The sequence below is a fragment of the Gracilibacillus sp. HCP3S3_G5_2 genome, from assembly GCF_052063305.1.
Classification (GTDB): Bacteria; Bacillota; Bacilli; order Bacillales; family Amphibacillaceae; genus Gracilibacillus.
The window spans coordinates 47,800-62,102 of the sequence record NZ_JBQHXU010000011.1 but is presented as its reverse complement, the minus strand read 5'-3'; the positions used below and the strand labels follow the sequence as shown (position 1 = coordinate 62,102).

The window sequence follows — 14,303 nt, the reverse complement described above, 5'->3', positions numbered from 1 at the left end:
GAAAAGCCCAATCCTGAAATATTGGAGATGAAAAAAATGATTACAACGGCACTTACTGCGGCTGCAGTTTATGTAGCAACAGGGATTGATTATCTTATTATTTTAATCCTTTTGTTTTCACAAATAAAAAAAGGACAAGCGAAACATATATGGATTGGACAATACATAGGTACGGCAATTATTATAGCTGCCAGTCTTTTAGTAGCTCTAGGTATTACATGGTTAATCCCTCAGCAATGGGTTTTAGGTCTTCTAGGGCTTATTCCACTTTATCTGGGGATTAAGATTTGGATCAAGGGAGAGGAGGATGAAGATGAAAGCAATATATTATCTTTATTTTCCTCAAATCGGTTTAATAAATTGTATATAACAGTCATATTTATTGTGCTGTCTTCCAGTGCAGATGACTTTTCTATTTATATACCTTATTTCACGGCATTAAACACGGTTGAAATACTTATTGCTAGTATTGTCTTCTTCATTATGGTTGGGGTTCTATGTTATGTCAGCTATCGCTTAGCTTCTTTGGATTTTGTATCAGAAAAAATTGAGAAATATGAACGTTGGATTGTCCCTATTGTATTTATAGGGCTAGGGATTTATATCATGTTTGAGAATGGTACATTCAACGCTTTATTTTCATTCCTAATTTAACAAATGGGGCAAATTTTAATCCTAGAAATCAAACATCTTAAAAATACCGAGAATGCTGCTGGCATTTTTAGTTAGCATGATAATGTTGTTCTGAATGAATTATTTCTGGATAAACAAAAATGTATTTACTTTGCATAGCGAACCGTCACCCTTATTTTGATTTAGCAGATCAAAGGGTGGCGGCTTCTTTATTATTATCTAAATGGTCAATTAGTTGTCGTCCAACTAAGGGGACATTTACCACTTAAAAGGGATTGTAAGTTACTATTAATTTTTATGATTATTTTTCAATGCTAATTTGGTGGCATAATATACAACGATACCGATAGCTAGAAGGTTAAGGATCCATCCTAGTAAACCGTAACCCATCATGCTCATCATCCCCATCATATGGGATCACCTCTCTAAACTAGATATTATTCATCATATCACGGAATCCGGTATTGTTTTGCATCATACCATTTTCACCGTGACAGTTGTTAAACATTTCTTCTTGCTGTTCTGGTGATAAATTAGGATGCATTTCTTCAATATAAGGTTTCATTTCTTCAAAGTTGAAAAATCCATTACCATTTGATTCAGCTGCAACAAAAGTTGCACTTCCTAATAGAACGGCTCCAGTTAATATACCTATTACTAATTTTTTCATTTATAACATCTCCTTTTCTTAACTAAATCATACCTCTTATAAATGTAGAATTTGTGGTGAACTTATGTGGAAGTTGTGAAGATTATCATTTTCATTTTAATTGATGATACTATATGAAAGAGGTGGTTTAACATGACTAAAATTCTTATTGTTGACGATGAAGATATGATTCTTGAAGTGTTAGAAGCATACTTTGAAAAAGAGGGATGGGAAACCATTCCTGCCTCTAATGGAATAGAAGCATTAAAAAAAATAAAAGAAAATAATCCAGATATTATTATTTTAGATCTTATGTTGCCAGATATTTCAGGTGAAGAGGTATGTAGATTAACGAGAAAAGAAAGTGATGTTCCTATCATTATGTTAACAGCAAAATCGACAGAAGACGATTTAATTAATGGAATCGTTATTGGGGCAGATGACTATGTTACAAAACCTTTTAGTCCAAGAGAAGTCGTAATAAGGGCAAAGGCTATTTTACGTAGGTTAAGAAGAGTAAATAGTGGAAACCATTTATCGTTCAATGAAGGAAAGCTAACAGTAGATCTTTTAAAAAAGGAGATGACATTGAATAACCAAATCATACCACTAACTCCTATCGAATATAAGCTATTAATAGCTATGGCAAGCTACCCCGGACGAGTTTACAGTCGTTTGGATTTACTGGAAAAAATTCAGGATGATGGATCTTATTTTGAAGGATATGAACGAAGTGTTGATACACATATAAAAAACCTTCGGAAAAAGATTGAAACAGATTCTCGCCACCCAGAATTTATTTTAACTGTTTTTGGGATGGGATATAAGTTTGGAGGAGCGTCTGATGCGTCGATTGACACTTCGTTCTAAAATCCTTTTTTACCTATTAGTTGTGTCACTTTTTGGTATTTTTCTTACTAGTTTCTCTATACTATGGGGATTTGAAGATCAATTTAACGAATATTTACAAATTAATAGAGAGGAAAGAAGTAAGCTTATAGAAGATGAAGCAATTAATTCTTATAAAGAAACAGGGAAACTTATTGATAACCAATTAATAAATTTAATGCATCAACAAGCTATGACAGACAATTTATTTTATAGAATTACTGATGAAGAAGGACAGGTAATAGCAGATACAACGATGATGCTCGGAATGATGAATAGGATGGGAATGCATTCTGATTCGGACATCGATATGAAAACGGAATACCGAAAAAATACTTATGATTTAACATTTGATGAAAGATATGTAGGCAATATGGAAGTTTATTATCCAGAGGAAATGATAGGGGAAGACATTGCTTTTTTAAATACAATTAAATCGAATATTTATCTTGCTATTATTGTTACAGTTGTTTTAGCGTTCGTGTTTAGCCTATTGTTTTCTAAACGCCTAACAACTGGGTATCGAAAGTTATCAAAAGCTATTCAAGAATTACAAGACCATAAATGGCGAACGCGTGTACCAGTTAAGGAATTGTCAGATGAAATGAAGCCACTTGGTGAATCGTTTAATCGACTTGCTGAATCGTTATCAAAGGAAGAGATACTTCGTAAACAGTTTACTGCTGATTTTGCTCATGAAATACGAACCCCACTTGCGACATTAAGAAGTCAAATGGAAGCTTTTCAAGATGGGATATTTGAACCAACGCCAAAAAGGTTGCAGCAAAGTCATGATGAATTGATGCGTTTAGTACGTCTAGTGGGCGAACTGGAAGAGTTACTTGCCGCTGAAAATCCACAAATAAAACTAAACAAAAGCAATATAGATGTAGGATATTTATTACGTTTATTAGATGGGCAATTTACCCCAGCCTTTCAGGAAAAAGGCGTTTCATTAAATATTCAAAAGCCAACTAAAGAATATTGGTTACATGCGGATCAGGATCGTGTTTTACAAGTGTTAACGAATATAATTAATAATGCCCTTCAGTATACCCCTGAAGGGAATAGCGTATATGTTAAGATAGTGGATTCTAATGGTTATGTTGGATTTTGTGTTCAAGATGAAGGGATTGGGATTAAAGAGGATGATCTACCCTATCTATTTGAACGATTTTACCGAGGGGACAAATCAAGAGACAGAAAAACAGGTGGAATAGGTATTGGATTGTCTATTGTCAAGGCATTAATGGATGCACACCGTGGAAAAATTCAAATCGGCAGTAAATGGAAGGAAGGAACGGAAATTACAGTTTTCTTCCCAAAGCATGAAACTTTATGAATAGATAAGAATCTGAATGGCTGGGTAACATCTTCACTCACGAGGAGGAAAAAGTATGAAGAAATATTTAGGTATTAGTTTGGCTGGATTAGTAATTATTTTCGGAGGGTATTACCTCTTTTTTATACAAGGTTCGGGTGTATCGGGATTTCCAATACATCCAATTAATGAATCAGATAATGGGTATTCCTTTAATAAAACGGATATAGCTGGAAATTCATCTCTACCCATCCCACCATTGTTAGAGGATAAAAATCCAGATCCAGATAAAGCTGAATTCCATATAACTGCCCAAAATGCAACAAAGGAATTTATTTCAGGAGTGGAAACAGAAACGATGGGGTATAATGGAAATTATTTAGGCCCTGTCATTAGGGTTCGAAATGGGGAAGACGTGTCCGTACAGGTAGAAAATAATTTAGAAGATGAAATTACGACAATTCATTGGCACGGCCTAGAAGTGGATGGAGACGCAGATGGAGGCCCACATTCAGGAATTCAACCGGGAGAGTCTTGGACACCGGAATTTACGATAGATCAGCCTGCAGCTACGCTGTGGTATCACCCTCACCCAGAAAAAAATACCGGGAGGCAAGTATATAAGGGATTAGCGGGATTATTTTTCATTGAAGATGAAGTTTCTGACTCTCTGGATATTCCAAAAGAATATGGGGTGAATGATGTTCCACTTATCATTCAGGACAAACAATTTAATGAAAATGGAAGTTTTCAATATGAACTAGGAATGCATGATGTGATGAACGGATTACAAGGAGGCACAATGCTAGTCAACGGGGCTGTAGATCCGTATTTGGAAGTTCCAAAAGGCATGATGAGGCTACGGTTATTAAATGGATCGAATGCAAGTGTGTATGAACTCCATTATAGTAATAACCAAACCTTTTATCAAATTGCAAGTGATGGTGGTTTTCTTGAAAATCCAATAGAAATGGACGAGCTTATTCTGGGTCCAGCCGAGAGGGCAGAAATCCTAGTTGATTTTTCAAATTTTAAGGATGGAGATACAATTCAATTATCGAATAAAGGGTCAGAGTTTATGAAGTTTGTTGTAAACGGTGAAAGTGAATCCAACTATACCATTCCAGAACAATTAACTACCATTGAAAAGATTGATCCTTATGAAGCAGTAAGAACTAGAGAATTTGTTTTTCAAGGAATGGGGCCTATGGTCAACATTAATGGAAAACAAATGGATATGAATCGAATCGACGAATTTGTGGATATACATGAAACAGAAATATGGGAAGTTTCCAATGAGAGTGGAATGGGAATGATGGGAGGGACTGTTCATCCCTTCCATGCGCATGGTGTCCAATTTCAAATAATTGATCGTGATGGAAATCCACCGCCACTTAATGAAACTGGATGGAAGGATACGTTTATTGTGTATCCGGGAGAAAAAGTTAGGGCTATTGCTACATTTAATCATTCTGGTGTATTTATGTATCATTGTCATATACTTGAACATGAAGATGCAGGAATGATGGGACAATTTAAAGTGGAATAAAAAGTGGAAGCTTAAATATTATATAAATAATCTATATGAGCATTTCGGAAATATACTCATTATAATCAAAAAATACGGTGACATAATTCACCGTATTTTTTGGTTAAGCGGAAATTCAAATAGATAATAGCTTAGATGAAGGAACGGAGGTTTCGATTATTTTTACGATAACTCTCTTGTACTGTTATCAGTAAATATAAAAATAAACCCTATATGGGTATATCATAATGCGGGTTAACAGTGAATACAATAAAAGTGGACAAACTAAGATTGGGGTTGAAATAATGTCAATTTCATTATTTTTTATACTTTTGTTGTGTGCCACCCAAGTTATAACAACCATTATCTATGTAGTGCATTACCGAAATTGGGTAACAAAAATGAATGGAATGATGATATCCATGTCATTAGGGATGTCGGCAGGAATTCTAATGGGAACTATTTTAGGGGTCATCTTTCATGGTGATTTATTTAAATCAACCATTTACGCTATAATAATTGGATTGGTTGTTGGTTTTTTAGCAGGATTACCTATAGGTCTTCCTGCTGTCATTGATGGCATACTCTCCGGACTAATGGGGGGGATGATGGGAGCCATGCTAGGAGATATGGTAGCAATGACTAGGCCGAATGCGATCATTAATATTATAGCTGTGTTGATAACAATGGTTTTGTTACTTGTTTTATATGCAGCTGAAGAATCAATTCGTAAACAAGCCAACCAACAAATTCTTTCCTTTTTTAAATATCCATTCTTAATGATTTTTACCATTGTAATATTATTTTTGGTATTGAATTACATTGATCCACTTGATTTTCACTTTCTAGATAAGAGTGGGCATTAATAACAGATTTTCATTAAACAGCATATATTAAAGGGAATTTATTTAATGAAAGGTGAGTTATATGTCAACTTTACCATCTGTAGACCTTGGCTTAATGGCCGAACATTTGTCTACACACGAAGGAATGATAAATAAGTTAAAAGTCTATCATATTAATACTACAAATCCAGATTTGAAAAGTATTATTGCTCTCCAGATAAATGTCATGATGTCGCATGTTAGGGTAATGTTATCTTTAATTAATCCTGATAATAATGAGTATGTTGAAGTTCCAGATTTAAATATGTATGATGTAAGCAATCAAAGAGCAGATGGTACGGGAGTTAATAAATACAACGATAAATGGATTGCATTAGAAGCACATGCTGGTGCCAAATTGATGTCAAATGAAAATTATACTTCTGCTTTATTAATGAAAGATAGAAATGTTAGAAATGCGCATGTGGAAATGGCTTTGCAACAGTTAGAAATTCAAAAAAGATATTCTGATTTTATCAATCGTATGGGTTGGTCATTTGTTCCCCATGCAGATGCTCAGGAACAGGTAAAAACCTATCAACATTTTCAACACTTGTTAAATAATTAAATTTAGAAAAAGGCATGATCATAACTTTAAACTAAACGGTGACTTTTACCGATTTTTCTATTAATTGTTTTCTGAGCATTTTATAAATATGGTATGATATAAGTAGAGTTTGTAAATATATTACTTACTTAAACGGGCAGAATACTTGAAGAAGAGAAACCTAATATTATACTTGACCGTGTACTAAGGTACACGGTTTATTATATTTATAGAGGTGAATAATTTGAGTTACCAAATTAGTGTATTTGCAGAGAAATGTGGTGTAAATAAAGAAACAATAAGATATTACGAAAAAAAATCATTACTAAGAGAACCTTCCCGAACCAATGCAGGTTATAGGATCTATTCGGATGATGATATTAAGCGGGTAAAATTTATCAAAAGACTGCAAGACTTGGGATTTTCATTGAGTGAAATTTATAAATTACTTGGTGTTGTCGATAATGATGAAATTCGTTGCAAAAATATATTTGAATTTGTATCAAAAAAGGAAATAGAAATTCAAGAACAAATTGCAGACTTAAAGCGTATTGGGTCAATGTTAAAGGACTTAAAGAGTCGATGTCCAGATCAAAAAGCATTATATCAATGTCCTATTATTGAATCATTAATTTTTGATTGAAAATACTGTTGAATCTAAAGATGGTAGTGGAGGGATAAATAATGAAAAAATATCAGGTTAAAATCAATGGAATGACTTGTACAGGATGTGAACAACAAATTGATACTGCATTAAATGGAATAGGTGCTAAAAATATCGAAACCATTTTTCAGCGTGGCGAATCGGTTTTTGAATTACCAGATGATATTAATGCTGAAAGTGTAAGACAGGCAATTAAGCAAGCTAATTATCAACCAGAAGAAATAGAAGAAATTTCATTGCTGGACTTGAAAAGCTTTGAGTTACACAACAAAGATGATTATGATTTACTAATTATCGGTTCAGGTGGGGCTGCCTTTTCTGCCGCCATTAAATCAATAGAATATGGTGCAAAAGTGGGAATAATTGAACGCGAAATAGTTGGAGGAACTTGTGTAAATATTGGCTGCGTTCCATCAAAAACACTTCTAAGAGCAGGGGAAATCAATCATTTCGCAAAAGAAAATCCGTTCACAGGTTTACAAACATCTGCAGGGGAAGTCGATTTATCCTCTTTGGTGAACCAAAAGGATGAATTAGTTAGCAAACTTCGTAATCAAAAATATATAGATTTAATTGATGAATATGGCATTAATTTAATAAAAGGTGAAGCTAAGTTTTTTGATGAAAATACAGTTGAGGTAAATGGGAGGAAACTTTCTGCAAAACGATTTTTAATTGCAACAGGTGCTTCGCCATCTATACCAACGATTTCAGGACTTGAAGAAGTGAATTATCTAACAAGTACAACACTACTCGAATTAAAAAAGATGCCTAAACGATTAACGGTTATTGGTTCAGGCTATATCGGATTGGAACTTGGGCAACTGTTTCATAATTTAGGTTCAGAAGTAACGCTTATACAGAGAAGTGAGCGTCTTTTAAAAGAATATGATCCAGAGATTTCAGAAGCCGTAGAAAAAGTATTGACAGAACAAGGTATAAACCTTGTAACAGGAGCAACTTATGAACGTATAGAACAAGTTGGTGAGGTGAAAAAGGTTTATGTAACGGTGAATGGCAAAGATAATGTCGTAGAATCCGATCAATTACTTATTGCAACTGGAAGAAAACCAAATACGGACACTTTAAATCTAAGTGCAGCAGGGGTTAAAGTCGGAAAAAGAAACGAAATCCTGATAAATGATTATGCTAGAACTAGTAACGAAAAGATTTATGCAGCAGGAGATGTAACATTAGGGCCGCAATTTGTGTATGTAGCAGCCTATGAAGGTGGAGTTGTTGCTGATAATGCGATTGGTGGGTTAAATAAAAGATTAGATTTATCAGTTGTTCCTACTGTCACGTTTATAAAACCTTCCATTGCAACAGTTGGTTTAACAGAAGAACAAGCAAAAGAACAGGGCTATGATGTAAAAACATCTCTATTATCTTTAGATGCCGTTCCAAGAGCATTAGTAAACCATGAAACGACAGGTGTATTTAAGATTGTTGCTGATGCTAAAACATTAAAAGTTCTCGGAGTTCATATTGTATCTGAAAATGCAGGTGATGTGATTTATGCAGCTTCTCTAGTAGTTAAGTTTGGTTTAACTGTGGAGGATTTAAAAGATAGTCTTGCACCATATTTAACAATGGCAGAAGGATTAAGACTAACTGCTCTTACATTTGATAAAGATGTGGCGAAATTATCTTGTTGTGCAGGATAAATGCGATAAATATACTTAAACTATGGTGCTTTAGTTGAAGAAGACAATTGAAAACGGAAGTTAAAATACGGAAGGGTGATTAATCTATTTAGTAGAATAATCGTCCTTTTCTTGTACGAAAACAGCATGTTATTAGCAAGTAAAATAACAAAGGATGTAGCGTGAATTTGATTATTAGACGGTTGCTAATTTACATACCAATTTCGATGTTAAATTCGTATTGATAACCTCCCTATCCTTGTTATAACAATAGAGAAGCCAAATAATTGCTATTAGCTTCTCTATTTTTATTTTTCTTTTCCTAAACTGACCTTGCTAGACCTAATTTTGCCGTTTTTATTTTTAAGATGCCATTGTTCGGCAAATCTCTGCACATTTAAAACAAGATTCCGCACATTCCTTGCAATGATTAGCATGGTTATGTTGTTCACACATTTTTCCACATGCTTCGCAAATGTCAGCACAAAGCTTACAAATCTGCTTAGCAAAAGGGCTATCCGATTGCATTGCTTTTGCTGCTAATGCGCAAATGTCAGCACATTCCCTATTATAGCGGATGCAATCCGCCATCATTTTTACATTCTCTTCTTTTAAACAAGCATCATAACACCCATTACAAGCTTCCATACATTCTAAACAAGCTTTAATACATTCTTCATAAGACACGGCCATCTGAAAATCCTCCTTTGATTCAAGATTAAGTACAAATTTTACTATCCCCCTTGATATAATTTTTTATCCAACAAGGGTGCTTCAATCATAGTGTGAATTTTATTTTCTGTATTATTTGATTATCAGGTATTAATCTATAACTTAGTTCGTTTACAGTCAGTAGTAATAAGGATAAAAGGGAGCCAAAGAAAGAATCCTAAATAGTAAAATTTAGCAAAAAAGAATCGAGTGCTTTATCTAAAAACACTCGATTCTAATGAAAATATTATAAAACCATATAATTTTTCCAAATAATCTTTATTCTATTTTTTAAATAGTATCACGAGGTAATAATACTAGATTAATTGCATTGTTGTTATACAAGTATTGTCACCTTCAAAAGTGGAAATCTCAGATTCAGCTGTTTTTCCATCATATTGAATCTTCACGTTATATGTTTTGTCACGTGGCAACCAAAAGTCAATGAATCCATTTTCGAATGATGTCATAGTTTCATCAACAACCACATTACCATCTTCATCTTGAATATAAACATCAAATTCTTTTTCCACTAATTCTCCTTGGCAACCTGTTAAGCTGTGATTAGTACAAGGGTGTGTTGTCTCAACAAATGGTGCGATGGAAACAAAAAATTCATCTTCGGGAAGATCGTAGGTAGTCTCTTTACCATCACTATCAGTTACAATCAGCTCTTCTGAAGTAATAGAAGCAGACACATCACCAGAATCCCCGACACTGTATTCTTGGACCATTTTCTTGATATCTTGTGGTTCTTTTTCATTTGATGCACTTTCGCTTTCACTACAAGCAGCAACTATTAAAATAAGTAATAATCCAATTACTGCCAATAATCCTTTTTTCATATATTGTTCGACTCCTCTTTCATCTAATTTGTTAAATCTTAATATATACTACCATGTAAAACAAACGATATTCTACATTGTAACAAAATCTACAAGACAAATTATAATGTTCAAATATGCATTATTCGTGCAGATGTAATAGATAAATTATGGAAAATATATTTTAAAATCCATAAAAACCAAACCATCCAGCTAAGAAGGAAGTTAATTTCGTCAACCAATCAAAGAATAGTGCTACTCCCATGAAAATCATAATGTATCCACCAATTTTAATTAATTTTAGGCTATGTTTTTTAATCCATTTAATTTTACCAATAAACAATGCTAATAATAGAAATGGGATCGAAAAACCTAAAACATAACTAATCATCATAATCATACCAACATCAGGATTTGTTGCAGCTAATGATAACACAATAGCTAGTATTGGACCGGTACAAGGAGTCCATCCCAAAGAGAATGCCATTCCTATGATGAAAGAACCAACATAACCGCCGGGACGATTTTTGAATGTGATTTTTTTATTCTTCATTAGAAATTTAAAATTAAAAATTCCAACAATTACTAGTCCAAAGAAAATAATTAAAATAGCACCAATTTGTCTAATGGCATCTTGGTAGGTTAATAGGAATTCCGATATATAAGAGGTGGTAAAACCAATCATAATAAAAATGCTTGAGAACCCTAGTAAAAATAGAACGGTATGTAAAAGAGCTTTTTTATTCATTTTTTTATTTTCTTCATTTATCTCACTTACGCTCATTCCGGTAATATAAGATAAAAATGCCGGATATAGTGGTAATACACACGGTGAAATAAAAGAAAGGAAACCAGCACCAAAAGCTAGAAATATATTTATTTCATTCAAAAATTTTATCCCCCTTTATTAGAAAATCGTAGTCTATTGTTTTGGTAATATTTCTTTAAAGTAACTCTCCAAACTTTCTAATGATAAGGCCCCATTTACAATCCTTTGAATTTCCCCATCCGGATTAATGAATATGGAACTTGGAATTGGTCCTATTTTGTATAAATCCCTGACTTCTCCTGTTTTATCATGGGGAATTGGAAAGGTTAGATCATATTTATCAATAAATCGATCTACAACCAATTCTGTATTATCCAAACTAACTGCAATGATTTCAATTCCTTTTTCTTTATATACGGGATAAAGCTCTTGCATGTAAGGCATTTCTTCTTCACACGGTTTACACCAAGTACCCCAAAAGTTCAGCATAATACCTTGCCCTTTAAAATCACTTAGTCGTATAGTTTCTAATTCATTATTTTTATTAATTTGCTTTAATTCAAAGTCAGGTGCTTCATCTCCGACTTGATAAATGGTTTTATCCGCTTGTATATTGGACACTAATGCAAATATAATAGCTCCAACCATTACAATTAATATAGAAGTTCTAAAAATTAATCTGTTTTTCCTTTTATTTTTCTTCTTCTTTTTTGTTTCCTCCAAACTCATAAGTATGTATCACTCCTTATAGAAATATAGTATAACGGTGGTATTATCTAAAGACACTCTCTGTTAGATTACGTTACAAGTTTGCAGAAATTAAGCAGATTCTTTGTACTATTTATGAACAGAAATTTACCTACAGAAAAATAAAAGGCTAAGCAATACCATACATGCTTAGCCAAACATAAACTATTTGTTTCTATTAATCGATTTTTAATAATTGAGCGTTTATTGCACAAATAATGGTACTGAGTGACATAACTGCGGCTCCGACGGCAGGGGTTATGACAAACCCAACATTGTACAATACACCTGCAGCTAAAGGAATAGCAACAATGTTATACCCAGCAGCCCATCCTAAATTTTGAACCATTTTCCTGCGACTTGCCTTAGACAATTTAATGATATTTAAAATGTCTACTGGATTACTGTTAACTAGTATGACATCAGCTGTTTCAATCGCAACGTCTGTACCTGCACCAATAGCAATTCCCAAATCAGCTTCCGCTAAGGCGGGCGCATCATTAATTCCATCTCCAATCATCGCCACTTTTTTTCCATTTTGTTTTAAATACTTCACATTATTTGATTTCTCATGGGGAAGTACTTCAGCGATGACTTTGGAAATACCTAATTTTTCTCCTACATAATTTGCTACACGTGTGTTGTCACCAGTCATCATAACCGTCTCAATGCCACGGTCATTTAATTCTTTAATAACTTTATAAGAAGATTTACGGATGATATCAGCTAGGGCTATCATTCCTTGTAAGACATTATCTTTAAGAACAAATACGACTGTTTTCCCTTGTAAAGCCAGTTGGTCATAAATTTTTTCATCAAAAGAAATTTTATTTGCTTTCATAGCACCGGGACTAATAACAGCAATTTCTGCATCACCGATTTTAGCTACTAACCCTTTCCCAGTTAAATTCTGATAATCCTTAACATCAAGGGGGGTTAAATTACGATCATTTCCTTCTTTCACAATTCCTTTAGCAATTGGATGGTCTGATTGTGTTTCAACAGAATAAGCTAATTTCAATAATTCTTCTTCACTAATTCCCTCACTTGGATGGATATCTGTAACACCAAAATTACCTTCCGTAAGTGTTCCTGTTTTGTCAAACACCACGCGATCCAATTTAAATGCACTTTCAAATGCTACTCTATTTCGAATTAACAAGCCGTTTTTAGCTGCAATGGAAGTAGATCTAGATGTTACTAGTGGTGTTGCCAAACCAAGTGCATGTGGACAAGCAATAATTAAAACGGTAACCATTCGTTCCAAAGCAAAATCTAAATCCCCGTTAGTCCACCAAACTGCAAAGGTTATAATCCCTACTACAAGAGCAACATAGAATAACCATTTAGCAGCAATATCCGCAAAGCCTTGGGCCTTTGATTTCGATTTTTCTGCATCGCTTACCAATTTAATAACTTGGGATAGGTAGGTGTCATTTCCTGTTTTACTTACCTTAACTTTTAATACACCATCACCATTGACGGAACCACCTATCGCTTCCATTCCGGGTCCTTTTTCAACAGGGACAGATTCTCCTGTAAGCATAGACTCATCGACGGTAGATTCTCCTTCGTAAATTTCACCATCAATTGGAATCTTTTCACCCGATTTAACTAAAATCAGGTCACCCGGTTGTAAATCTTCGACTGTTACCTCAACAATATTTCCGGATTTGTCCAGTTTATGGGCTTCTTTTGGCATTAACTTGATTAGCTCTTCCAGTGCCTTTGAAGCACCCATCAGGGATTTCATTTCTATCCAATGTCCTAACAACATAATTACAATAAGAGTAGCTAGTTCAAAGAAGAAGTCGCTGCCTTCGATAAAGAATGCTGTCAGTGTGCTATATACATAAGCGGCGATGATAGCTAAAGAAATTAACATCATCATTGCAGGCGATTTCTCTTTTAACTCATCCCATGCACCAAGTAAAAATGGTTTTCCACCATAGAAAAAGACAATCGTGGAAAGCAAGAAAAGTAAGAGGGTATCACCTGTGAAATTTACTTCATATCCAATCAGCATTTGAATCATTGGAGATAAGTATAAAATAGGAATTGATAAAACTAGGGATATCCAAAAACGTTTCTTAAAATCTTCTACCATATGTTCGTGATGTCCGCCGTGTCCACCATGATGCCCACTATGTCCATGACTGTGGTCGTGATTTTTGTGTTCTTCATGTCCATGTTTGTGATGACCATGCATATCTTCATGTTCATGATTATGATGTTGATGACTGTGATGTTTTTGTTCCTCATGTTGATTATGATTATGATGGTCATGTTCTTTATGCTTATTGTGGTTGTGTTGATTCTCTTCATTTCCTTTGTTATTCATTATTACTCCTCCTTTGGTATGGATATTTAGATGAATTTCCTATTATTTTCTGTATTATTCATCCTTCTATCCATACTATATCATACTATACCCCTGTACAGTATTAATTAGGCTATGATTTTATGTAAAAGATTTGTGTCAAAACAAAAGG

Annotated in this window: 15 protein-coding genes; 8 read left to right on the top strand and 7 right to left on the bottom strand. The window is 34.0% G+C overall.

Going from position 1 to position 14,303, the window contains the following annotated elements; translation table 11 throughout:
- Nucleotides 1-36: 36 nt before the first annotated feature.
- Nucleotides 37-654, top strand: a complete 618-nt coding sequence (locus ACTNEP_RS16160) for a CadD family cadmium resistance transporter (RefSeq protein ID WP_040036845.1) — start codon at nt 37-39, stop codon at nt 652-654.
- 267 nt (nt 655-921) lie between these two features.
- On the opposite strand, the gene ACTNEP_RS16155 is transcribed toward ACTNEP_RS16160, so the two are convergent.
- Both ACTNEP_RS16155 and ACTNEP_RS16150 read right to left on the bottom strand, forming a co-directional pair.
- The gene (locus tag ACTNEP_RS16155; RefSeq protein WP_275259439.1) at nt 922-1,044 is read right to left on the bottom strand and encodes a hypothetical protein; all 123 of its coding nucleotides are present in this window, start codon (nt 1,042-1,044) and stop codon (nt 922-924) included.
- 19 nt (nt 1,045-1,063) lie between these two features.
- Complete coding sequence (locus tag ACTNEP_RS16150) at nt 1,064-1,303, bottom strand: hypothetical protein (protein WP_062351078.1); 240 nt, start codon at nt 1,301-1,303, stop codon at nt 1,064-1,066.
- Between the two features lie 132 nt (nt 1,304-1,435).
- Between ACTNEP_RS16150 and ACTNEP_RS16145 the strand changes: the two genes are divergently transcribed.
- The 7 genes from ACTNEP_RS16145 to merA all read left to right on the top strand — a co-directional run bounded on the left by ACTNEP_RS16145 (nt 1,436) and on the right by merA (nt 8,781).
- Complete coding sequence (locus ACTNEP_RS16145) at nt 1,436-2,152, top strand: response regulator transcription factor (RefSeq protein ID WP_062351081.1); 717 nt, start codon at nt 1,436-1,438, stop codon at nt 2,150-2,152.
- Entirely contained in the window at nt 2,127-3,512 is a 1,386-nt protein-coding gene (locus tag ACTNEP_RS16140; protein WP_062351085.1) for a sensor histidine kinase, read from the top strand. The genes ACTNEP_RS16145 and ACTNEP_RS16140 overlap by 26 nt, the downstream gene beginning before the upstream one ends.
- Before the next feature lie 55 nt (nt 3,513-3,567).
- On the top strand, nt 3,568-5,040 hold the full coding sequence (locus ACTNEP_RS16135; RefSeq protein WP_062351088.1) for a multicopper oxidase family protein: 1,473 nt from the start codon (nt 3,568-3,570) through the stop codon (nt 5,038-5,040).
- Between the two features lie 284 nt (nt 5,041-5,324).
- Nucleotides 5,325-5,885: a hypothetical protein gene (locus tag ACTNEP_RS16130; RefSeq protein WP_188383800.1), complete on the top strand. Its 561-nt coding sequence runs from the start codon at nt 5,325-5,327 to the stop codon at nt 5,883-5,885.
- Between the two features lie 61 nt (nt 5,886-5,946).
- Nucleotides 5,947-6,471: a spore coat protein gene (locus ACTNEP_RS16125; RefSeq protein WP_062351093.1), complete on the top strand. Its 525-nt coding sequence runs from the start codon at nt 5,947-5,949 to the stop codon at nt 6,469-6,471.
- A gap of 223 nt (nt 6,472-6,694) precedes the next feature.
- On the top strand, nt 6,695-7,093 hold the full coding sequence (gene merR / locus ACTNEP_RS16120) for an Hg(II)-responsive transcriptional regulator (RefSeq protein WP_062351096.1): 399 nt from the start codon (nt 6,695-6,697) through the stop codon (nt 7,091-7,093).
- Between the two features lie 41 nt (nt 7,094-7,134).
- Nucleotides 7,135-8,781, top strand: a complete 1,647-nt coding sequence (gene merA, locus ACTNEP_RS16115; protein WP_062351100.1) for a mercury(II) reductase — start codon at nt 7,135-7,137, stop codon at nt 8,779-8,781.
- Between the two features lie 342 nt (nt 8,782-9,123).
- On the opposite strand, the gene ACTNEP_RS16110 is transcribed toward merA, so the two are convergent.
- The 5 genes from ACTNEP_RS16110 to ACTNEP_RS16090 form a co-directional block, all read right to left on the bottom strand.
- Nucleotides 9,124-9,453 carry a four-helix bundle copper-binding protein gene (locus ACTNEP_RS16110; protein WP_062351103.1) on the bottom strand — a complete coding sequence of 110 codons (330 nt, stop codon included), beginning with the start codon at nt 9,451-9,453 and terminating at the stop codon, nt 9,124-9,126.
- A 335-nt stretch (nt 9,454-9,788) separates the two neighbouring features.
- Nucleotides 9,789-10,316, bottom strand: coding sequence for a CueP family metal-binding protein (locus ACTNEP_RS16105; RefSeq protein WP_062351106.1), 528 nt, complete (start codon nt 10,314-10,316; stop codon nt 9,789-9,791).
- A 163-nt stretch (nt 10,317-10,479) separates the two neighbouring features.
- The gene (locus tag ACTNEP_RS16100) at nt 10,480-11,184 is read right to left on the bottom strand and encodes a cytochrome c biogenesis CcdA family protein (RefSeq protein ID WP_060681782.1); all 705 of its coding nucleotides are present in this window, start codon (nt 11,182-11,184) and stop codon (nt 10,480-10,482) included.
- 33 nt (nt 11,185-11,217) lie between these two features.
- A complete protein-coding gene (resA, locus tag ACTNEP_RS16095; RefSeq protein ID WP_040047918.1) occupies nt 11,218-11,793 on the bottom strand; it encodes a thiol-disulfide oxidoreductase ResA in 576 nt (191 codons plus the stop codon).
- 196 nt (nt 11,794-11,989) lie between these two features.
- Nucleotides 11,990-14,152, bottom strand: a complete 2,163-nt coding sequence (locus tag ACTNEP_RS16090) for a copper-translocating P-type ATPase (RefSeq protein ID WP_441163026.1) — start codon at nt 14,150-14,152, stop codon at nt 11,990-11,992.
- Nucleotides 14,153-14,303 lie beyond the last annotated feature (151 nt).

Excerpts from the sequence above, each read along its gene's own strand:
- resA (WP_040047918.1), bottom strand. The coding sequence starts at position 11,793 with ATGAGTTTGGAGGAAACAAAAAAGAAGAAGAAAAATAAAAGGAAAAAC.
- ACTNEP_RS16130 (WP_188383800.1), top strand. The coding sequence starts at position 5,325 with ATGTCAATTTCATTATTTTTTATACTTTTGTTGTGTGCCACCCAAGTT.
- ACTNEP_RS16145 (WP_062351081.1), top strand. The coding sequence starts at position 1,436 with ATGACTAAAATTCTTATTGTTGACGATGAAGATATGATTCTTGAAGTG.
- ACTNEP_RS16140 (WP_062351085.1), top strand. The coding sequence starts at position 2,127 with ATGCGTCGATTGACACTTCGTTCTAAAATCCTTTTTTACCTATTAGTT.
- ACTNEP_RS16125 (WP_062351093.1), top strand. The coding sequence starts at position 5,947 with ATGTCAACTTTACCATCTGTAGACCTTGGCTTAATGGCCGAACATTTG.
- ACTNEP_RS16105 (WP_062351106.1), bottom strand. The coding sequence starts at position 10,316 with ATGAAAAAAGGATTATTGGCAGTAATTGGATTATTACTTATTTTAATA.
- ACTNEP_RS16155 (WP_275259439.1), bottom strand. The coding sequence starts at position 1,044 with ATGATGGGGATGATGAGCATGATGGGTTACGGTTTACTAGGATGGATC.
- ACTNEP_RS16160 (WP_040036845.1), top strand. The coding sequence starts at position 37 with ATGATTACAACGGCACTTACTGCGGCTGCAGTTTATGTAGCAACAGGG.
- ACTNEP_RS16135 (WP_062351088.1), top strand. The coding sequence starts at position 3,568 with ATGAAGAAATATTTAGGTATTAGTTTGGCTGGATTAGTAATTATTTTC.
- ACTNEP_RS16150 (WP_062351078.1), bottom strand. The coding sequence starts at position 1,303 with ATGAAAAAATTAGTAATAGGTATATTAACTGGAGCCGTTCTATTAGGA.
- ACTNEP_RS16110 (WP_062351103.1), bottom strand. The coding sequence starts at position 9,453 with ATGGCCGTGTCTTATGAAGAATGTATTAAAGCTTGTTTAGAATGTATG.
- ACTNEP_RS16090 (WP_441163026.1), bottom strand. The coding sequence starts at position 14,152 with ATGAATAACAAAGGAAATGAAGAGAATCAACACAACCACAATAAGCAT.
- merA (WP_062351100.1), top strand. The coding sequence starts at position 7,135 with ATGAAAAAATATCAGGTTAAAATCAATGGAATGACTTGTACAGGATGT.